Annotated in this window: 18 protein-coding genes; 5 read left to right on the forward strand and 13 right to left on the reverse strand. The window is 41.5% G+C overall.

Annotated elements, in window-relative coordinates; genetic code table 11:
* Positions 1 to 25: 25 nt before the first annotated feature.
* The 3 genes from HPT30_RS09465 to HPT30_RS30380 all read right to left on the reverse strand — a co-directional run bounded on the left by HPT30_RS09465 (position 26) and on the right by HPT30_RS30380 (position 6,882).
* Entirely contained in the window at positions 26 to 3,976 is a 3,951-nt protein-coding gene (locus HPT30_RS09465) for a non-ribosomal peptide synthetase (RefSeq protein WP_175371154.1), read from the reverse strand.
* The gene (locus tag HPT30_RS09470; RefSeq protein WP_175371155.1) at positions 3,924 to 6,545 is read right to left on the reverse strand and encodes a non-ribosomal peptide synthetase; all 2,622 of its coding nucleotides are present in this window, start codon (positions 6,543 to 6,545) and stop codon (positions 3,924 to 3,926) included. The genes HPT30_RS09465 and HPT30_RS09470 overlap by 53 nt, the downstream gene beginning before the upstream one ends.
* A gap of 211 nt (positions 6,546 to 6,756) precedes the next feature.
* A complete protein-coding gene (locus HPT30_RS30380; RefSeq protein ID WP_281364473.1) occupies positions 6,757 to 6,882 on the reverse strand; it encodes a hypothetical protein in 126 nt (41 codons plus the stop codon).
* Positions 6,883 to 7,057: 175 nt separating this feature from the next.
* Here HPT30_RS30380 and HPT30_RS09475 point away from each other — a divergent pair, with 175 nt between their 5' ends.
* A complete protein-coding gene (locus tag HPT30_RS09475; RefSeq protein ID WP_175371156.1) occupies positions 7,058 to 7,966 on the forward strand; it encodes a helix-turn-helix domain-containing protein in 909 nt (302 codons plus the stop codon).
* Positions 7,967 to 8,512: 546 nt separating this feature from the next.
* On the forward strand, positions 8,513 to 8,803 hold the full coding sequence (locus HPT30_RS09480; protein WP_175371157.1) for a hypothetical protein: 291 nt from the start codon (positions 8,513 to 8,515) through the stop codon (positions 8,801 to 8,803).
* 521 nt (positions 8,804 to 9,324) lie between these two features.
* On the opposite strand, the gene sigK is transcribed toward HPT30_RS09480, so the two are convergent.
* The 7 genes from sigK to HPT30_RS09515 form a co-directional block, all read right to left on the reverse strand.
* The gene (gene sigK / locus HPT30_RS09485) at positions 9,325 to 10,026 is read right to left on the reverse strand and encodes an RNA polymerase sporulation sigma factor SigK (protein WP_066373374.1); all 702 of its coding nucleotides are present in this window, start codon (positions 10,024 to 10,026) and stop codon (positions 9,325 to 9,327) included.
* Between the two features lie 199 nt (positions 10,027 to 10,225).
* On the reverse strand, positions 10,226 to 10,768 hold the full coding sequence (locus HPT30_RS30680) for an S-layer homology domain-containing protein (RefSeq protein ID WP_175371158.1): 543 nt from the start codon (positions 10,766 to 10,768) through the stop codon (positions 10,226 to 10,228).
* A 225-nt stretch (positions 10,769 to 10,993) separates the two neighbouring features.
* Complete coding sequence (locus tag HPT30_RS09495; RefSeq protein WP_175371159.1) at positions 10,994 to 11,743, reverse strand: 4'-phosphopantetheinyl transferase family protein; 750 nt, start codon at positions 11,741 to 11,743, stop codon at positions 10,994 to 10,996.
* Positions 11,740 to 12,696 carry an MBL fold metallo-hydrolase gene (locus HPT30_RS09500; RefSeq protein WP_175371160.1) on the reverse strand — a complete coding sequence of 319 codons (957 nt, stop codon included), beginning with the start codon at positions 12,694 to 12,696 and terminating at the stop codon, positions 11,740 to 11,742. The genes HPT30_RS09495 and HPT30_RS09500 overlap by 4 nt, the downstream gene beginning before the upstream one ends.
* Positions 12,686 to 14,431 carry an MFS transporter gene (locus tag HPT30_RS09505; protein ID WP_175371161.1) on the reverse strand — a complete coding sequence of 582 codons (1,746 nt, stop codon included), beginning with the start codon at positions 14,429 to 14,431 and terminating at the stop codon, positions 12,686 to 12,688. Before HPT30_RS09505 ends, HPT30_RS09500 begins: the two co-directional genes overlap by 11 nt.
* Before the next feature lie 16 nt (positions 14,432 to 14,447).
* Positions 14,448 to 14,960, reverse strand: coding sequence for a PadR family transcriptional regulator (locus HPT30_RS09510; protein ID WP_175371162.1), 513 nt, complete (start codon positions 14,958 to 14,960; stop codon positions 14,448 to 14,450).
* Between the two features lie 339 nt (positions 14,961 to 15,299).
* Complete coding sequence (locus tag HPT30_RS09515) at positions 15,300 to 15,881, reverse strand: TetR/AcrR family transcriptional regulator (RefSeq protein WP_175371163.1); 582 nt, start codon at positions 15,879 to 15,881, stop codon at positions 15,300 to 15,302.
* Between the two features lie 259 nt (positions 15,882 to 16,140).
* On the opposite strand from HPT30_RS09515, the gene HPT30_RS09520 reads away from it, so the two are divergent.
* The 3 genes from HPT30_RS09520 to HPT30_RS09530 all read left to right on the forward strand — a co-directional run bounded on the left by HPT30_RS09520 (position 16,141) and on the right by HPT30_RS09530 (position 18,593).
* Positions 16,141 to 17,340, forward strand: coding sequence for an MFS transporter (locus tag HPT30_RS09520; protein ID WP_175371215.1), 1,200 nt, complete (start codon positions 16,141 to 16,143; stop codon positions 17,338 to 17,340).
* 296 nt (positions 17,341 to 17,636) lie between these two features.
* Complete coding sequence (locus tag HPT30_RS09525; RefSeq protein ID WP_175371164.1) at positions 17,637 to 17,855, forward strand: PspC domain-containing protein; 219 nt, start codon at positions 17,637 to 17,639, stop codon at positions 17,853 to 17,855.
* 54 nt (positions 17,856 to 17,909) lie between these two features.
* Positions 17,910 to 18,593, forward strand: a complete 684-nt coding sequence (locus HPT30_RS09530; RefSeq protein ID WP_175371165.1) for a PspA/IM30 family protein — start codon at positions 17,910 to 17,912, stop codon at positions 18,591 to 18,593.
* A gap of 201 nt (positions 18,594 to 18,794) precedes the next feature.
* Here HPT30_RS09530 and HPT30_RS09535 read toward each other — a convergent pair whose 3' ends face one another.
* From HPT30_RS09535 to HPT30_RS09545, 3 genes are all read right to left on the reverse strand, one after another.
* Positions 18,795 to 19,490, reverse strand: coding sequence for a DNA alkylation repair protein (locus HPT30_RS09535; RefSeq protein ID WP_175371166.1), 696 nt, complete (start codon positions 19,488 to 19,490; stop codon positions 18,795 to 18,797).
* Between the two features lie 54 nt (positions 19,491 to 19,544).
* On the reverse strand, positions 19,545 to 20,162 hold the full coding sequence (locus tag HPT30_RS09540; protein ID WP_175371167.1) for a DNA-3-methyladenine glycosylase family protein: 618 nt from the start codon (positions 20,160 to 20,162) through the stop codon (positions 19,545 to 19,547).
* Between the two features lie 689 nt (positions 20,163 to 20,851).
* Entirely contained in the window at positions 20,852 to 21,739 is an 888-nt protein-coding gene (locus HPT30_RS09545) for an alpha/beta fold hydrolase (protein WP_175371168.1), read from the reverse strand.
* Positions 21,740 to 21,943 lie beyond the last annotated feature (204 nt).

Genomic DNA, 21,943 nt, shown 5'->3' on the forward strand with positions numbered 1-21,943 from the left:
CCCCTTTCATAGTGATTCACCTTAATTAATCCAATACTGCAAGTTCTAGTTCTCCTTCAGACATCCCCTCAACAAAAGAAGCCAACATATAATTTGACAATTCGGTAATGGTTTTATTGTTGAAAAGACCTGTAAGATTAATATCCAGCCCTAACGTATTTCTAAGCTTGGAAACCACACGGATCGCTGACAAAGACCCCATACCGTAATCCAACAGATTTCCAATCACACTAATTTCTTCGACTCCCAGAACAGTAGAAATCACATCGTGTATAGCCTGTTCCAACTCGTTTTGCGGTCTTATCATCGCTACACGACTTACCGCTTTAATTGGCGAGAACTGCGGCAAAGCTTTCCGGTCAGTTTTACCACTTGGATTTAACGGAAACTCACTAAGCAACAATAGTTGCTCAGGAATCATATAGGCCGGCAGACTGTTAGAAATATGACGTAAAATATCTTCCTCATTTAAGGAGTTAGAAGAATCTCTGATTAGAATATGTGCACCTAATGAATTACCCTCGGCATTGTTTCTGTAGATAGACACCAACGCTTCCTTCACTGCAGGATGGGAACGCACAGCTTCTTCAATCTCACCCAATTCGATACGCTGGCCATTGATTTTGACCTGATGATCCATTCTTCCTAAAAATTCAATTTCGCCGGACTCGGTATATCTGCCTAAGTCCCCCGTTCTATAAAGCTTGCCGCCATTTTCCAGGAACATATCCTCGATAAATTTCTCTTTGTTCAACTCGTCACGATTAAAGTATCCGGCGCCGACCTGCTCACCACCAATTAGAATTTCTCCAGGAATACCTTTCGGAACAATATTCAACATGGCGTCAACCAAATACATTTGTGTATTGGCAACTGGGAATCCAATTGGAACAAAAGTTGATTCATCGTTTGGATTACATCTCCAATATGTGACTACGACAGCAGTTTCTGCAGGCCCGTATAGATTGCTCAATTGGGCATTCATTTTCTGGTAAAAGTGTTTTTCATGCTCTTTCGTTAGTGCTTCGCCAATGCAGATCACATGTTTTAAGGAATTGATCTTCTCAATCAACGGCTCTTCCAGAAAAATAGAAAGCATGGAAGGAACAAAATGTACAAGGGTAACTGCTTCCTTCTTAATCAGTTCCGCCAGGTAAGCCGTATCCTTATGTCCTTCGGGTTCCGTAATAATTACTCTTGCTCCGCTCATCAGAGGCTGAAATATTTCGCACAAAGATACGTCAAAGCTGAAAGGCGTTTTCTGGAGAACGCTGTCTTGTTCGCCTAAATGATAATTTTCATTCATCCAAAGCATAAAGTTGCTTATCGCGCGGTGCCGGTTAATGGCTCCTTTAGGCTTGCCCGTAGAACCAGATGTATAAATCATATAAGCATAGTTGACGCTATCTATAGTCACATCCGGATTAATGTCCGGCATTCCGGCGAATTGCTCCCGTTCACTATCAAGACAAATAATTGAAATATCATCTGCAGGTAAAACACCTATGGAAGCCTGGTCACTGAGCAGGAGCCTGATCTTTGAATCCTCGAGCATATGCAACAATCGGCCTTCCGGATAAGAAGGATCAATTGGCACGTAAGCCGCACCCGCTTTAAGAATTCCGTAAATGCCCTCAAACATGGCGAAAGAACGATTAAGCGCAATCCCGACAAAGTCGTTAGCCTTGATCCCTTTTCCGATCAGGAAGTGCGCGATCTGATTGGCATTTCGGTTCAGTTGAGAATAAGTCATAGTATCCTCGCCATACTTTAAGGCAATCGCATCAGGAGTACGTTTGACTTGTTCTTCAAACCAATGTTGCAGCGGATGCGACAAATCATAAGGAGCGTATGAACGATTAAAGCTATATAACAGTTCTCCGCTTTCTTCTGGAGATAATATTGAACCCGAAAAAATAGGGGTGTCGCAATCTTCCGCCATTTCATACAGAATCCTTTCATAATAACCTGCCAGGTTTTTAATCCGCTGCTCATCGTAAATTTCAGGATGATATCTTAAATATGCTAAAAGATTACTGGAATCTGCATCCAGCGAAAAGGCGGCCATTAAAGAAAAATTGGTTTTTTCATAGAGAATCTGATCAATAACTTTTACATTAGATAATTCGTCTATTTGTGTGGTGGTGTGAAAATTAGTAAAGTTGAAAATAGTGTCTGTAAGTGTATCCTTCTTAGTTACGGCAAGAATTTGTGCAAAAGGATATCTTCTTGCCTTGATCTGGGAAACTTCTTCGTTAATTACTCTGGAAATCATTTCACGATAGCTCTCCTGTTGCAGCTTTAATCTGATAGGGAGTGTATTCAGGAATAACCCCAAAACATTTTCCCCATCCGTTTCTTCAAGACGACCATGGCTTACATGTCCAGTCAGCACATCTTGGGCACCACATGCAACTCCCAAGGCTCTTAAATGGGCTGTCATTAACAATGTTTTAAGAGGAACACCAAGGTCTCCGGATAAGCGCGAAAGCTTTGCATAAGTTTCTTGAGTAATTATGATTTTCTCCATTTTTAATCCATGGTCATTTTCTGTAACTTCCGCTAAGCGTTTCGATGTAGGTAGCGAGGTTACCTCCGAGTCCTCCAAATATCTCCTAAAATAAGACGTTAGTTCCTCGTCATCGGTACTCTCCCGTTCCTTCTTTATAAATTCTCCGTATGTCGACTTAAGATTTGATCGGGTTCTAATCTTCTCATTCATCAACAAATCAGAAAAATTCTCCAAGACCTCAATCAAAAGCTTCCCAATACTCCATCCATCCAGAATGGAATGATGGAAACTCAATGTCAGTTGAAAGGATTGTTCAGAACGCTTCATTAGAAAAACTCTTATTAGCTGAGAAGTTTCCAGAATGAAACGCTGATTCTTCTCAGTATCAACAAATGCCTGTAAAAAACTTTCCTGTTCTTGCAAGGACAGTCCGGAGATATCTTGATCCTCACCGAATACTTCTCCCGTCTTCTCCAACACCATTTGAAGCGGTTCACTGTATTCACTTAGCTGTACAATGGTTCGAAGCACCGGATGCCGATCAACCATCCTATAAAATGCCTGTTTAAAATCCGCAAACCGAGGAGATGCCTGAATGTGATAACTGAACACGTCATGATACGTTGAATTTTGTCTTCCAAACTCACTGTGATAAATCATTCCCTGTTGAAGTACGGATAAGGGGTAAGCATCTATAATACCTTCCGGTAAATCAGCTTTATCTTTCTCCGATAAGAGTGAGAACGGGGTGTATCCTCCCATCTGTATCCGGTCCCTGCTAAGTGAAGCATGTGTGGCGAGTTCTTGAACCGTTTGATATCGGAAAATATCAGACACTTCAAAATGCAAGCCTGCTTCCTTGGCCTTAGCCACAATCTGCAAGGCTACTATAGAATCTCCACCGACATCAAAGAAGCCGTTCGTGATTCCGATAGCAGGAAGTGACAATACCTCTTTATATACATTGCATAATATTTGTTCAATTTCATTTGTCGGCGGCTGAAAGTCTATGAGTTCTTTGGAAATACTTAAGTCGATTGTCGGAAACATCATAAAGTCAATTTTCCCGTTTGGGGTTAAAGGAAATTCATTCATGAATATAAAAAATGAAGGAACCATATATTCGGGTAAATTACTGGATACATGTTGCTTTAATTCTTCTCTCAGCTTCTTCTCCTCAGCTTTATGAGTCACATAAGCTATAATCGCTTTGCCTTCGCGATGATTTACTGCTTTTACCAAAACGTTGTTCACCAAAGGATTCTGAGCAATAACTGACTCAATTTCTCCAAGTTCAATGCGGAACCCGCGAATTTTCACCTGATTATCGTTTCTTCCCAGGAATTCAATCGAACCATCGGAGTTATAGCGCGCAATATCTCCGGTTCTGTATAATTTCGCGCCATCTTCTTTAGAAAATAAAATTATCCAGGAACTTTTCTTTGGTGAGCTCAGGTTTACCATAATAGCCTTTGCCTACTTGTACACCACCAATATATAGTTCACCTGGTACTCTCTCCGGAACCGGCATGAAATTGGAGTCCAGAATATAAAGCTGGGTGTTGGCTACTGGAAATCCTATTGGGACGGAATTCATGCTTGTATCCGCAGTGCATGTCCATGCCGATACATCCACTGCCGCCTCAGTAGGTCCATACAGATTAATAAGCACGGATTTCTCAAAAGCATTTAAAAATTTTGCAGCTGTTTTCTGAGGCAACGCTTCCCCGCTGCAGAAGACTTTTCTGACTGATGCAAATCGGCTGGTGTCTATTTCTTTTAGAAATGCTTCCAGCATTGAAGGAACAAAATGAAGGACGGAAATTTTTTCACTGTGAATCACATTCAATAGATATGAGGTATCTTTGTGAAGTTGAGGCTCAGCTATTATGAGCTTTGCACCAACCATTAGTGGCAAGAACAATTCCCATACAGACACATCAAAGCTGTATGGAGTCTTTTGAAGAAAAACATCATGCTCATTTAAATCATAATCATCCCTCATCCATAACAACCTGTTTGCCACCGCAGCATGATGAACGATAGCCCCTTTGGGCTGGCCTGTTGAACCTGATGTGTAAATCATATAACAGTTATCCATAGGACTGAATTCAACCGGCATCAATTGATCTGAGCAATGGTTGATATTATACCAATTTGAATCTAATACAATTGATGGTTTGTCATTTGGAAGTGAGATTAAGTCATAGGTATCATCGTCTAAAACCATGATGTCAGAGGAGGAATCCTCCAGTAAATAATGCAGCCGTTCTCGGGGATAATCCGGATCAATCGGAACATATACCGCCCCTCTCTTGATTGTACCCAGCAAAGCAACAATCAGAGCCAGAGATCTATACATGCAGATGCTTACAAAATCCCCCTTAGATACACCTTCTTCAGCTAAACGGTTTGCCATTTGATTAGATAGATTCTCCAGTTGCTGATATGTAAGCGTCTGATTTTTAAACTTAACTGCTACCTCATCCGGTTTTCTTTTACTTTGTTCTTGGATATAAGAATAGATCGGAATGCTTAAGTCGTAATCGAAAAACGTATTGTTTCTTTCATAGATTATTTCTTTGATCTCATTTTCTTCCATAAGGTGTAGCTTGGATAAATTTTCATTTGGACTAGAAATAATTTGATCCAACAATACACCGAACCGCTTCATAAATCCTTCAATTGTTTTTTGTTTAAATAAAGAGGACGAATATTCCCAATGCTCTTCAAATCCGTCAGGAGTGTCAACAATAGTCAGTGTTATGTCAAACTTAGAGGAGGTTGAGGATAACGGTTTAGAGAAGACATCGATAAACGGCAGCACTAACGGCTTTGGTTCCTCATGAAATACAAACATTGTCTGAAAAAGGGGGGTATAGCTGGTGCTGCGTTCTACCTTTAAAGCATCAATTAACCTATCGAAGGGAACCTCTCCGTTAGCCGCGGCATCCAGTACTCTATCTCTGACTTCTAAGATTAATTGTTTAAACGTCAAATCTTGTTCGAAATTTGTAGCAATTGCAACGGTATCAGCGAACATTCCAATAATATCTTGTGTTTCTGCATTCTTTCTGGCTGTAACCGGGGTTCCCACAGCGAACCGCTTTTGATTAGAATACTTAAATAAAAAAAGCTGAAATGCAGCCATCAGAGTCATATAAGAACTGACTCCAGAGTCTTTTCCGATTTTTTGAATAGCCTCTTTTACTTTCAGGCCTCTGTTGATAATTAAAGTGTGACCTTCGCTTTTTCTAAGGGTTTTCCTGTTGAAGTCAAACGGAAGCTCCAGAAGATGGGAAACATCACTAAATTCCTCTACCCAATAATCTAATTGCTTCTTAAAACGGGTTTCTTGAATAGTATTTCTTTGCCAAAGTGAATAATCAGCATATTGCAGCCTCAATTCCGGTAGCGAAAGCTCCTGTTCTGATATATATTGACTGTACAATATCCCTAACTCATCAAGAAATATCTGAATGGATCTGTTATCTGAAATAATATGGTGGATGCATAAGCATAAATAGTGCAATTGGTCTTCCAGACGCACAAGAATCAATCTTGCCAGGGGGCCTTTGGTAAGATTGAACGATTGATTGAATTTCTCTTCCAACAATTTTGTTGCCTGTTCTTCTTTATCAAAAGAATCAACTGTTCTTAAATCATACATTTCCAGTGGAACTCTCTTATCGCTATCTACTATCTGTGTTACTTTTGAACCAGTTAAACTAAAGGTGGTTCTCAGGGATTCATGTCTTTTTGAAAGATATTCAACACCTGCTTCCAATGCATCCCGGTTAAATTTCCCTTTGAGGATAAGGGCACCTCCAATGTTGTAGGTGCTGGAGTTTTTCTCAAATTGATCTAGAAAAAATAATCGCTGCTGCGCAAATGAAGAATAGAAATTATTAGAAGCTCCTTCTCTTTTCTGAGCCACAATGGAATCAATCGGATTTTCGGTATGTCTCTGTTTTCTTCGTTCGATAATATCATTTAGTTTTAATTGTTTGTCCTGATCCGTTAGCTTGTTCATACTAAACCCCTCTTCCACTTGAAATAAAACAGTTAGCTTCAATTGCCGTGAAGACTAATCGCGAATATTATGATTCTTCTAAAATCATTTTTTTAATGTCATCCAATATATTATTACTAAAATATTTTTTCACTTTTTTATTGTTTTACGCCATTCATTCCTCTGATATTGAAGCTGAAAAACGTTCTAGTAGTAACCATCAAACAGATTCCTACGGCTTTAGTGGCAGTTCATTAGTACTAATAACACCTGATCCAGTAGTTATTGTAGGTGTTACTACACCAAACATAAAAACCATAGTCATTATAAGCAAAACTATTCTCCATTTTCCTCTCATTTTCGATCCTCCTGAACATTTTTTGTATATTTATTACTATAAAGGATTATTTTTCACTATGATTTAATCATAATCTAGTTAAATACATATAATATTCCAATTTATCCCTGATTTTCTTTTCTGGAAAGTATAATATATACTAATAAGAATATTTTTTGGATGGGGGCTTTTTTACGTGTCTGCAAAATATAAAATGGATTTGAAGAACATAGGGGAGAATATACGAATAATTCGTAAATCAAAAAGAATTTCGCAAAAAAAATTGTGCCAGGGAATTTGTTCTCAAGCACAATTAAGTAAAATTGAAAATGGGGAATTAGAACCTCAAGCATCAATGTTATATTTTATTGCTGATAGACTGGGTGTAGATATTAATCATCTATTCAGTTTGGGGCAAACAGATCGTTTTGATTATGTTACTGACCTTTATGAATTAATTGAGGGATATACAAATAACCACGAATACCAAAATCTATATGATCTCATCCAATCAGAGAAAAATAACCCGTTGTTTCAAAATAGTAAATATCAGCGATATCTTTCTTGGCATGAGGGAATATGTATATATTATCTTGATCATAATTTTGCGCACGCCTTAAGTTATATTCAGAATTCAATAAATCAGGAGTTCATGACCGAACAAGATATTCAGATGTTGAATAGCATTGGAGTATTGTACTGCGAGGAATATCAACTAGAGGAAGCCCTTGCGTATTTTGAAAATGGTCTTCAATATTATTATAAACTTCCTGTTCAATCAAATCATAAAATTTTGGTAAGGATTTTATACAATTACGCAGTAACACTAACACGTCTTCAGCTTTTTGAAAAATCCATAAAAGAATGCCATACAGCTGTAAATGTATGCCTGAAGCATTATTCAACATTTTCATTGGGTGAATTATTCTATCATATTGGCTATAACTATTCTCTTATTAATGAAATTACCAAAGCAAAATCTTATTATGAAAAATCAATTTCTCTTTTCGAAATAACAGATAATCGGATATTTGCTCAACATGCGATTAATAAAATAAGTGAGTTAAATCCAGATTTCCATACCGATGAATCTAAGGTCAATTAGGCGTTGCCTTTCCCTCACGGATTAGACCATGTCCCCGCAGATCCTTCAACCCAGGACAACTGGGTTCTGCCGCCGTGTCTAGCGTCTTATCCGGAGCGACTCAAAAGCCAAATGGATTTTATTGCCAATTTTTTTTAGGAACAGCACCTTATTGCTTGCGCTCCTTCCAGCTCGTATTTTTTCACAAGCTGACTTAACACAAAAATCTTTCTGCATATATAATAATCAAAGCAACTCATCCGAAGACAAGTCGCTTTCAAAAGACCATTAGCGATTCAAAATGGTGAAATCTTATCTGTTTCAGATCATCTCCACTAATGGTTCGAGTATAACAAATCTTCCTCAAGCTTTCAGATAATGCGGAGGTTTATCAATTCCAATTTCTTAACTCCGGCAAAGATAAGTGCAAGGTCTCTTCGTACTGTGCATCATCTCAAAAGAATAAAGTATTAGACTGTCGAAAATTAAGCTAACAGGTTGTTATACGTGATTGTTATAGCACTAACACAAATGGTAAAATGAGGTATTAAGTACAAGGAGGTCACTATGAAAAAACCATTAATTGGTAGCCTGATTGTAGGACTAATTTTTGCATTTGTTTATTATGCTATTCAGATTATTCAGGGGATGTATCTTTCAAAGAAATATGTTCCAGACATTGTGGATAAGTATACGACTATGGATTATCTACAACATAAAATAACATTTGGCCATGAATATAGTTCAATGTGGAGAATAATTGAATTCTCTGGTTTAATGCTACTTGGAATAATTGTTTATTTCACTTGGAAAATATTGAGAAGGATTACCACTAAGAGTAACAAGTCATTACGCTAACGGGAAACGTTAGTTCAATAAACCAACAGTAGTCTAGGACTTTATTTTTCAGTTTAGGACAGCTGTTGGTTTATATTGGAACCCTCAAAACGCGCTCTTTTGGAATTCACTAGTGAGCAGTATGCGTCTACTCTTTATTACGTCCATCTGTTCGACCCCACATCCGCCCAGATCCATTATCCTCGCAATTACTAGCCATATAGTTTCATTCATCGTAACTTAATAAAATCGCTTATAATCGTTCGTTTCCTCTTTAAGTCTTTCTATGTATAGTGCCTTTTGTTTTTTAGCTGCACGCTGCGCCTTAGCAGTTTCTTTAATCATATTATTAACTGTAATTCCAAAAATACGGTTACCTATCCCCCTCCGGATTATGTAATAACAGCATTATAGTTATCCAAATTATAACATTAAGTTTCTAATGTTTTACAGAGGAATCCGGCTTTTTACATAGTTCTTTTGGACTACTCATCCAAATTTCGACAACAAAAAGAGCCTGTCAAAAGACAGACCCGATCCGTTCAACGCTTCGCCTTATAAAACTCATGATACAGCTTCATCAGCGCCCGCTTCTCTATCCGCGACACATAACTGCGCGAGATGCCAAGCTCCTTGGCAATTTCCCTCTGCGTCCGCTCTTCCCCTCCCGTGTCCAGGCCAAAACGGCCGACCACGACCTCTTTTTCCCGGTCATCCAGGATGTCGAGGTTGCGGTAGATTTTGCTCTTCTCAATCTTCAGATCGACTTCCTTGATTACATCATCGGCTTCCGAACCGAGGATATCTATAAGTGTAATTTCATTTCCTTCCTTGTCAGTACCGATGGGATCATGCAGGGAGACGTCTTTACGGGTCTTTTTCAGCGATCTCAAGTGCATGAGAATTTCATTCTCGATACAACGGGCTGCGAAGGTAGCCAGCTTGGTGCCTTTATTCGGACGATAGCTCTCGATCGCCTTGATCAGGCCGATGGTCCCGATGGAGATGAGGTCCTCCATGTCTTCGCCGGTATTATCGAATTTTTTGACAATATGGGCAACCAGTCTCAAGTTATGCTCAATCAACAAGTTACGGGCCTTGGCATCCCCCTCCGCCATCCGCCCCAAGTACCGGCTTTCCTCTTCTTCGGTCAGGGGCTGTGGAAATGCGTTGTTCCTTACATACGACACCAACAGCGTCAATTCTTTGATCAACAGGGCAATTGTACTTATGATTCCGGGCAATTTGGCGACACCTCCCGCACGTGTACAATGAAACCGATCAGCAATGAGAACTACGGGTTCATGGTCCTTTTATTCTATGTGGGCAGGGGCCTAGAAGTGCATGTACGGGGGAAATAGGTACAAGTTATTCTGGCACCAGAACTTAAAAAATCACATTCTGAGCATCATGTGCTACAGAATGTGATTTTTTATTGTGCTATTACGGTTTAATAACGTTGATCAACATAACAACCATTTCTGCCCTTGTTGCATTGGCACTCGGTTTAAAGGTTCCATCCGGATAACCACTAATGGCCTTGTTTGATGATAATGCGGCTATACTTTCAGCGGCCCATGACGGGATATCGTCAGAGAATGATTTGACATTATTCATGTCAGCTTTTAGCTTAAACGCGTTTTGTATAAGCACCGCAAGCTCTGCTCTTGTTATATTGGAATTTGAGTTCACATAAAACTTTCCATTAACTTTTGAGCCGCTTATTAGCCCATTTACATATGCTGCCGCGATACTAGGCCTGCTCCATTCTGGCACACTGTCCCAGTCTGTAAAATGCAATGCTGCTTCATTGAGATCTGCTGGAAGGCCTAAAGTTAGCTTCTTAGCTCTAGCTAATATTGTAATGGCTTCTCTTCTTTTTGTATTACTGTTCGGATCAAAGATATCGACTGATCTGCCGTTTATAAGGCCCAGTGCATAAGCTTTCTCAATGGCTTGCTCAGCCCAAGGAGCTTCTAGATGCACATCCTTAAATGTTGCATTTACGACAGTACTACCTGAAGTCGTATCATCAGGTTTTGTTGCACTATAGTCACTATGAGGGCGCCGATTCTCGCTTTATCCAAAATATCACTATGGTATATTTAGTTTTGTCCATGTTATATGAAATCAAGGGGCTTATCTAGCCATTGATAGCAATAGAAAAAAGCACGCCCCTGTCTTATTGGCAAGACGAGAACGTGCACATATTTAAGCGAACGACTTAGCATTGTCTCCGATCTGTTCCTTTTTCATGAGCCTACATGTCGAGATTACATAGTCTTCATATGTGAAATAGGAAATATCTATTTTCAGCATATTGGAATCATACATCTCAATTAACCTGTCATCATTTAAAACAATATCTAATTCATCAGGAGTCATCAGTATCTCAATCGCCTGAAATCCATAGTGAAATCCCACACCAAAAGCTTTTAACACAGCTTCTTTAATACTCCACATTAAGCATGATGTAAACTCTCTCTCAGCAGGATCATAGGCGTCGTTCAAGACCTTTAATTCATACTTGGAGAAAACAGCATTCATCACCGGAAGCTGTCTGATTTTGCAGTAATCAACTCCAATGAAGGAGTCCATTGAAATTGCACCCACAACCAGTTCATCTTCATGCGATATAGAAATACTAGCATTGGCGCTACCCTCTAATATTGGTCGTCCTTTGAACGGCAGCTCCTCTTCGTTGATAATATTGATTTCATTCATCTTCTGAACCGTACTTTGGGTCGAGATTAATAACTCTTTGCACAGTAATCTTCCGTAATAAAATTGTCTTTGCCTGCGCGGATTTTTGGATAACCGATTGAATAACTCCAGCTCTGGTGTGGTCAGATGAAGGTTAAGCTCAACCGGTGAAAGGGTCGTTAATTCTCTCCCCAATTTGATGATTCTGAGTCGGTCTATGATAGCTTTTTGAGCGAATGAAGCCCTTATTACTTTCAAATGGGTGCTCCTTGTTTACTATTATCTATTTTCACACTCTTCTGCTCATCTAACAAATCCAGGATATTAAAGGTTTCGGATAGTGCCAAATAATATTCAAGATCGCATAATCCGGGAAACAGCTTTTCACAAAGTGAATTTACGGACAGATTCTCGTATTGTTTAATAATACGCTGCGCCTTTTTTAGCCGTTTTTCTGTCTTCAACCGATTGTTGTTGATCAGGGATGCTGCATCATAGATGATCTCTCCATGGCCCGGAAGAAGTACGGCGTTTGTGGTCCGAATAAACTCAACACTGCTCATATAACGCCTCATCAAATTAGTCACAAGGGTCCCATCAGATGGATTAATTTCGAGCAAGCTGTTTATCGTGACTTTATCAAGCAGCAAATCTCCGCTTATAACAATATTATAATTCTCGCAATAAATGCACAGATCATTGCATGAATGACCTTTTAGCAAAATGATTTTGTATTTATCAAACAACCAGCCCTCTTGATCCATCAAGTGTAGCGTCTTATGCTCCAATCCATTCAACCTGTAATCTCTGAACAATTGTTCCATCAGCTTCGCTCTTTTGGGTTCCGGCACATCAACTGACTCGGCAATGGTCTTTGTAATGAATTCTTTATCCTGGATGGCAGACGAATTACAGAAATACTGTATTGAGGTTGAATTCATATAAATCGGGATGCTGTCGGGCAATGTTGTCAAAAGTCCGGTGTGATCCGAATGATGATGTGTGATGATTACAGCGTTCAATTGGTTTATTGAAACATTAATACTCCTTAATGCATCCTCCAACACTTTATAGGCAGCTGAATCTGCTGGCCCAGCATCAACTAACAGTAGCTCCGGCATCAGCAAATAACAATTCACAGAATGCTCACCACCGGTGTCACTCAAGGGCAGCTCGATTCGATAGATGGAATCATTTATTTTATGAATCAACTTTTATCACTTCTTTTCTGTCCTTCTTTTCTGTTTCTTTATACAAGAAAGAGATCAAGCTACAGAATATAATCACAAAAAAAGCAATACCGTATAAACTTGAGAACGACTTAGAGATCTTATTCTGCGAGTACTGCTGGATATCTGCGGCATATGCGTTAACTTCGTTTTGAACTTTAGCGATTTTTTGATCAACAGTAACGGTTACTTGGTCTTTAATTGCTTTCTTAGTAGCGTCATTCAGGGGCTTCATTGTACCTGGTCGTTGACTAGCCTTCTGTACTTCTGCTTCAATTAATGCTGACCTTTCCTCAGGACTCATTATTTTTTTCTCATCATTAGCAGAAGCGTTTGTGTTAATTTTCTCCGACTCTAAGTTTCTTTTGGTGTTTTCCAGTACGATCTCTTGCTGCTCTTTAGTAATATCCAGTTTTAGAATTTCCTTTTGAGCATGCTCTAATATTTGAACTTTTGCGCTGGCGATATTGTTGGTTAGAGCAGATACAAAGATGGCTACCGCTAGAACAATCCCAACCTGACGTAGTACGCCAACTACACTCTGGGAAGCTGTAAGCAATTCTCCGGTAAAAGAAGAGGCGGCCAGAACTGTAATCGGACCCACAATGATCCCATAACCAAATCCGAGGACCAAACAAGCGATGATCAATTGCGTGTATCCATTCGATACGTCCAAATGATAAAGCATGTAGTAAGCAACAGCCATCGCGATAAAACCTGTGAATATAACTGCCTTTCTTCCGACTTTATCAACCAGCAAACCAGCAATTGGCGAAAATACAAAGATCATTGCCGAGATCGGAGTCACTAATAGCGCCGCTCGCAGCTCAGATTCTCCATGAATCCGGTTCAGGAACGTCGGCAGGAGCACGGTAACCCCGATTAGAAAAAGGTTGCTGAACACTACGGTTACCGCTGAGGCATTAAACTGACGATCCTTGAACAATTTTAAATTGATCATGGCATACTGGCTTCTTTTTTCCGTGACAATAAAAATGATGAATGATAGGATAGAGACTGAAAAAGTACCAATAATCCGGATGCTCTCCCACCCCCATGTGTTCCCTTGGGTTAACCCTAATGTTAGGCTAAACAAGAAGCATACGCACCAGAAAGCGCCCTTATAATCATTCTTGCTCTTGATTTTTTCTTCATTTTTAATGTTTAAACAGAAGAAGGAGACCACAATCGCAATGATGCTCAAAGGCACATTGATTAGAAATACCCAGCGCCAGCCGAGAAATTGTGTGATTAGCCCGCCTATTGAAGGTCCCAGCGCTGCTGAAAGTCCTTGAGTAACACCTAGAATCGCTATAACCCTGCTTCTTTTTTCTATAGACACTGTGGATATACCAATAACCATACTAATCGGAAAAATAATAGCCGCCCCTATACTCTGCACGCCTCTTCCGATAATCAGCACAGACACATCATTAGAAAAAGAACAAATCAATGATCCGACACAAAAAATGATAAAGCCTAAAATGTAGATTTTATTCTTACCATAAATCTCTGCCAATCTGCCTAGAGGAATCGTCATTACTGCAAAAGTTATGGTGTATATATTCAGTGCCCAGGATAATTGATTCAAAGTTACACCCAGACTATCCTGTATAGCCGGCAATGTTATATTCATAATAGTCGTATCTAACATACATAAGAATATCCCCATACACATCACAGATATGGTTAAAAAAAGATTGATCTCCTTTTTCATAAAACCTCCTGTAAGGTTAACCCATCTCCACCAGTTTGGCCTGTAGCACCTGTATTTCCGCCTCGTATTGTGCAATGCCTATGTCATAGGATATTTTTTGTGTGTAGGTTAGTTTATCTTTCCACTTAATGTAATCTGTTTTCAACTGATCGATTTGCTCTGTTTTCTGTTTGATTTCATCATTAATCCATTGAATAACAACCTCGTTCTCAACAAACTCTCCAAAATACATTCTCATCAAAAAGTCAGATTGGCGGATTTCCGGTTGAACGGGCGAGATCAAATATTCAAAGAACTCTTTAGTCCCCACCTCGGAGATTGAAAACACATTTCGGTTCGGCTTTCCTTCTTGAAATACAACCTCCTTGTCAATCACCTTTTCCTTCTCCAGCTTCTTCAGTGTGGGGTAGATCATTCCATAAGTACCATTGAAGAAGTGTGAAAATATCGTCTTGAACACCTCATTAATTTCGTATCCGGTCCTCTTTTTCTTGTGCAGCAAGCCTAAAATAATGTCTCTTCCTTTCACAGCTCTACCTCTTTTCATTCGTTATGGAATATCGTTAGTATGTCTTGAGTGACTTTTTTCCTGATACGTAGCGGAGCATACATCCATAGCACGCCCAAAATGTTCCTTTATTTGGAATTATATAACTCCATATTCACATTGTAAATATAGTTTATGTTAATATTTTCTTTATTTGAATAACTATGAATAATATTTGTCTGTGATTAATTCATTCACTCCTTCTGATCTGGAATTACCGCTAGCTTGATTACACTAAGAGCAGAATATCTCAAGAAACCATGTAGTTTCCCCAAACAAAAAAGCCAACCTCGATGGTTGGCTCATTCACTTATACAATTTTTACTTGATCATCGTCAGTGCCATCTGAATGGCATTATCAGCAAAAGAGCGCTCCGGGCGCGCCTTCATCATCACCGTAAGCCCGATCAGCGTGATAACCAGCCCTTGTGCCAGGGCTTTTATATTGGTATCACCCGCCAGTTCGCCTGAGTGTACGCCCTGTTCTATTTTTTCCTGAAAAATCGTAGCCAGGTACATCTGATGTTCCCGCGTCAGAATCTCGAATTTCTCGTCATGGGGAGCAAGCTCCACCATCGTATTAATACAAAAACATCCCTTGCTGGGCCCTATCGCGTATTCCTCTTCCACGATCCCTACGAGCAAGAAACGAAAAGATTCCTTGACCGTTTTCCCCTTTTGCAGCTTGGACCGGATATCGGATGCATGAAGCTGGGTATATTTCCGCAGCGCAGTTTCGAATAACTGCTTCTTGTCCCCAAACGCCGCGTATAGACTGGGGCGCTGAATACCCATTTCAAAAGTCAAATCATTTAAAGAAGACGCTTCGAACCCCTTCTCCCAAAACACCCGCATCGCCGCATCCAGCGCCTTCCCTTCATCAAATTCCCGCTGTCGAACCATATTCATCAGCTCTTTTCATATCGTTCAGTATGTTATAATTTTAAGGTTTTAGATAAAGTTTGTCAAATTGAAGTGATTTACACAGTAAGAAACAGAGCAACCCCAATAAAACTGATACTAATTATTTTGATACTCCTTCTAAGACAATTTAAATTTTACTGGATTCTTTTCATACTATTCAGTATATTATACTAATCAGTATAAATTAAAAAAGGAGAGATACTCTGTGAACAATCACATCTCTGATTCACAAATCCCCATGGCTGCCGATCATACTGAACCCTTGCCTTCACACCTTCCGGCATCGGGGATGTCCCGCTCTGTAGCTTTGTTATTCGCCATCGCCTGTGGGCTAGCTGTCTCTAACATCTATTATGCCCAGCCGCTGCTGGACACCCTGGCGAGTGAATTCTCCATCTCCCATGCTTCTATTGGAGTGGTTATCACCATTACCCAAATTTGCTATGCTCTTGGGCTGCTGCTGTTAGTTCCATTGGGGGATCTGCTGAACAGACGCAAGCTCATTGTGAGCCAGATGACTTTATCTGTATTGGCTCTTATCATCGTAGGATTCGCGCCTGGGATTAATGTACTCTTCATCGGCCTGGCCTTTGTTGGCCTGCTTGCCGTTGTGACACAAGTGCTTGTCGCCTTCGCGGCGACTCTGGCCGCTCCCGCTGAACGTGGCCGCATCGTCGGCCTTGTCACCAGCGGGATTGTCATCGGCATTCTGCTTGCACGTACGGTCGCAGGTGTGCTGACCGACCTTGCGGGCTGGCGTTCCGTCTACCTGTTCTCCGCCGGAATGATGGCCATTATTGCGCTGATCCTGCTGCGGATCTTGCCTTCGGAACAGAAACGCGCGTCATTATCGTATCCACAGCTGCTACGCTCGGTTCTCGCGCTATTCGTGCAGGAGCGGATCCTGCGGGTCCGCGCGGTGCTTGCTCTGCTGATCTTTATGGCGTTCAGCATCTTGTGGACCTCTCTGGTGCTGCCGCTCAGCGCGCCGCCCTTCTCCCTATCGCACACGGCCATCGGTGCCTTTGGCCTGGCCGGGGTCGCCGGTGCCCTCGCAGCAGCTCGGGCCGGGGTACTGGCCGACCGGGGATTCGGCCAGCGTACCACCGGGCTAGCTCTAATTCTACTGCTAGCCTCGTGGGCGCTAATTTCACTGCTGCACTACTCACTGCTCGCACTGCTAGGCGGTATTATACTTCTGGACTTGGCTGTTCAGGCCGTGCATGTTACCAACCAGAGCCTGATTTTCAACGTAAGACCCGAAGCTCGGAGCCGTCTCACCGCCGCATACATGATCTTTTACTCCATAGGAAGTGCTTCCGGCTCCCTCGCTTCGACCTATGCGTATGCCCACGGTGGCTGGAATGCGGTGTGCCTGCTGGGCGCCACTGTCAGCGCCGCGGCCATTTTATTCTGGGCACTGACCCGACGAGGTTGAAAATCCTTAAGGGGGTAACATTCTCACATCACTACAAACTAAGCAGTTCCCATCCGGGGGCTGCTTTTTCATGATATCTCATCTTTTTTCATGCTCTATCATGACTATTCCCCCCTCTCCATCACGTTTTCCCATAGTATCCCCGTCTTTCTGCGGGAGCCTTCCCCGCCTTAGGTCGAGTGCATAAAACCGTCCTCAGGCTGTTTTGCGAACCTTCAAAAGATCCTACAATAAGTACATAAGCAAGCCGGTTAAACAAATTCAAATAAAACTCACCCAGGAGAGGAAGATATAGCATGACAAAATTTTACCGTTCCAGAAATGATAAGAAACTTAGTGGTCTGTGTGGAGGAATAGCCCAATGGCTTGGCATCGATGCGACAATCCTCCGGGTGATTACGGTGGTGGGTGCATTCTTCAGCTTTGGCACAGTCGCTCTGCTGTACATCATCTTGAGTATTCTGGTTCCCCAAGAGCCGTATGGCAACTTTTCTGATAAACACGATTTCTATTAATCCACTGTTGCCCTGTTCCTGTGAACCCAACCTAATTATGAGGAGAGATTACTTATGAGTATCCTGAATAGAATTGCAACCCTGACTAAAGCCGCCCTGAACGAAGGCCTGAACAAACTGGAGAATCCCATCCTGTTGACTGGACAATACCTGCGCGATCTTGAGGAAGAAATTGAAACGGCAGAACGTAATGAACGTGATCTGCAAGTCGCCGCGACCGTGCTGGAGCGTCGTAAGCAAGAATACACGAAACTAGTGGAACAAAGTGAATCCGAGGCCCTTAATGCTATGGCCCAAGGCAATGAAGAAGCAGCGCGCCTGGCTGTGGTAGCCAAACTGCGGTACACCGAAAGTATTCAAGAATGTGTGACCGGTCTAGAGGAGACCCGGCAAACGCTGGCTACACTCGAAGCCAACATCACCAGAGCCAAAGAAGAACGCACTCGCCTGAAGGCCAAAAGAGCCGAACTCGCAGAACGTGCCCGCAAAGCATCGGAGACCATCCAATCCGCTCCCCGCAGCAATAGCGGCAGTGCCAATGACTATGGCAAATATGGCTTGAATGCTACTAACACGGCCTCCCGTGGATTCGAGCGTATGGAGGAGAAAATTAACGAGTGGGAAGTGCTGGCAGAACAATCCGGCCACATTGCCCGCCCTGCAGTAGATCCCAAGCTGAGCCAAGCCGTAGACCTCGAACTGGAACGTCTACGCAGTCAAAAGAACAACGGGAAATAAGGCCACAGTCAACTTAATACAGGCGGCTCCATCCGATATTACAAACGAACCCCCACCGATCCAACTTCGGACTGGTGGGGGTTCGTTTCGTTCCGTTTTTATATACTCCCTATATTACTGTTGGAGCCAAATCTCACTTTCGGCTTATGCTTAACTTGCCCAGTCATCCCGCCTAGATCCAAGACGATATGCAGCAGGGTCTCATCTGCGTTTCATACTCCGGATTATCTGCTTGTCCTCTGAGCTGACACGGTAAGATTCCGTAATTTTTTGCAGTGCTTTATTGAATGTGAAATCATCAAGGAAGTTATGCTTCAGATAAGTCATTACCCGCTCAGGATGTTTGACATAACAAACGGATAACGCCCAGGCCACAGCCATTTTGACATAATATCCTTCATGCTTGATTACATCTAGCTTCGCTAATACCCGATCCATATCATCCGCTTCGACATAAAAATTCAATAACATAACCACTGCAAACCGGATCTCATATTCCTGATCGGATGCCAGATAAGGCTGGAGAAAGTCCCATACCCGGTCACGATGACTGCTGGTGAACTTCAATCCGATGCAGAAGCTGTCGCACACTGACCAGTTATCAATCTTGGATACAAAAGCGGCGATATACTTCAATATTTCTTCGATATCTGCATTCTTGCAGCTAGACGCGTAACCAATGACCATGCCCTGCAGCATGATTTCCTCGAAGTATTCGCTATCAGCCTGCTCTAGATAGGCCCGCCAATCTCCCCGTGCAATCCCTTTTGCCAACTTACGAAGCTCGGGTAACCGAACACCCAAGATGTTGGATACATTCGGGATAAGCCCGGCAGAGAATTTTTGATAATCCGCATCGGTTAATAATAACAGCTGCTCCCTTATGGTTCTATCCATATTGAATAATCTCTTTCCTTCCTTCATAACATGTCTTGCATTTTCAATGCGCATCTATTCAAAAGAAAGCTCCCACAAGTAGATCGACGCTACAGAACCCCAAGGAGAATAACGCTTCCGGTATTGTTCAAACTGCTCCCGGGTGAGTGAATCCAGTCCGTACAGCTTCATCATGCCGCGCCTTATAGCGATATCCCCCCAGCTTACGATATCCGGGCGTTCCATGGAATTGATCAGCAGCATCTCTGCTGTCCATCGGCCAATTCCGGGCAATGCCGTTAGTCTGGCGATGACTTCCTGATCCGGGAGTTCACGCAGATTTTCCAAATCGAGCTCCCTCTTCGCCACAGTACGGGCAATTGCCTCGATACAGCGGGCTTTTTTCATCGTCATGCCACAGTGCTGAATATCATCTGCCGTATATAGAAGCAAATTCTGCGGAGTAATCTCACCAAGCTGTTCCTGCATTCTTCCCCAGACTGTCGCCGCCGCCTTCACCGAGATTAATTGCCCCACAATGGCATGCACCAGCGCAGCGAACAGATCCGGAATAATGACCCGTTCCACCCGGCCAAGCCGCTGCATTGCTGCTCCAAGTGTGATATCGGCTTGCCCCAGCGCCTCTATTTGTTCATCCCTATATTCGAAAATTTTGGTCACAACCGTTCCCACCGGCATTCCTCCAGTAAGTCCTTGCGTTCGCTTTGAATGGCCTGCAGCACTACTATACCTTAAAACCGCCATTCCTGCTGATACACTGGAATAAGAGAGCAAGATAACAAAACTAATAGCTGTATAGAACGCATTAAAAAAAACATAACCAAGAGAAAAGAAAGCTTATATAAGAAGGAACGAAGTGTAATTAGCGGCATTTTCGTACCTTAAATCCTCCGTAGCTAAGGGTTATTGAAGATTAAGTGCAATATTGTACCTTAAATCTTCCAGGATACCCCGTCCAGCGTGATTTTTCGAAAAATAAGATACAATAATGCCCTTATTCCCCTCATTTGACTATATTCAAGAAAAATAAGGTACAAAATTGCCGTTAGTTGCGAGGTGGTTCCTCTTTTTCACTGTTAAAACGGTTAGTTAGGGAGGTGGCCCTTTTTCACTATTAAAATGGTTAGTTGGGGGAGGTACCCCTTTTTTCATTGTTAAGACAACTGGTGAAGGGGGATATCCCGCTTCTACGCTTCTAGCGCTTGAAATCTGTCGACAGGTTACGTTCCAGTGCCTAGTGTTCCTGTGGAAAGCATTCAGGCGAGCGTTTTGCGTCTGCGGTTCCAAACTTCCCCGTTCGCCCATCTTCACTTTTTGTTAATTTCTTTTGTTCGGCTTAGATAGACTCATTATTTTGCAGATTAAGGATTTCTCCCACCAAAATAATTAATAAGTTCTTCGTTAACACGATCTGCCTGCTCATGATTTATACCATGCCCTGCATTTGGAATGATCCTATATGCGATCTTGTTTCTTTCAAGCTCCTCAATAGCTCCCGGATAATTGGACAACCGATCATACTCTCCGATTAAATAAAACGCTTTCTCTTTCAAGATTGACAGTTCATTCGTTGTAAATTTTCTATACTTATGAACCATCATCGACCTGTTGTTAAAATATTTAAGTAAGTATGTCCACTGAGACATTAACTCCTCGTTGTTTTCAAATACAATTGAAGTATTAGGTGCGCATAGCTTTCTGAGCAGTTTTCTTGTTGTTTTGTCAGACGATGGCAGTAAAGCCTCTGGTAGAAAAAGCATCATCATCTTTAGCATGCTCACCTTGATTCCACCCGCTAGCCCGACCATCTTATTGACCTTAGAAGGATTGGTGATTGTATAGTAACTGGCTAGATAAGCCCCATTGGAAACACCAGCGATGTTAATGGAATCAAACTTTAAATGCTGTAGTATTTGGTCAATCCATATCGCCTGATCAAAGGTTTTATTATAGTTGGTGTTAGGTTTACTTTTGCCTGGTCCTCCAATTGTATCGACAGCAATAACGTAAAAATGCTTCGACAGTTCAGAAATGTTATAAATCCACATCAAAGCAGAATTATCACCTACGCCATGAAAGAGCAGCAACGGAGGATGAATAGACTGACCGGCAGTAATGATATGAGTTTGACCGTAACTAGTAGGGATATCCTCTTCTTGAACAGGTATTCCCCATTGATCGAGCAGTCTTTGATATGATTCGTGTACCAATACTTTACCTTCATCTTTTTTAAATGGGTTTACTACCATGCTTATACCATCCCTTTTAGAGCAAAGAAGCGCTCGCTATTCTGTAGGTTTGATGAAACATTCTCTTAAAAATCCATTAAATACCTGGCAATTAAATAATACCTAATAATGGTTTTAAATTATATTTTTATACATTTAATCATATCATCTTCAAGACAGACACCCCAACATATATTGTGTCAAAATAAAACGCCGATCCGCCCT

This window comes from Paenibacillus agri (assembly GCF_013359945.1).
Classification (GTDB): domain Bacteria; phylum Bacillota; class Bacilli; order Paenibacillales; family Paenibacillaceae; genus Paenibacillus_AQ; species Paenibacillus_AQ agri.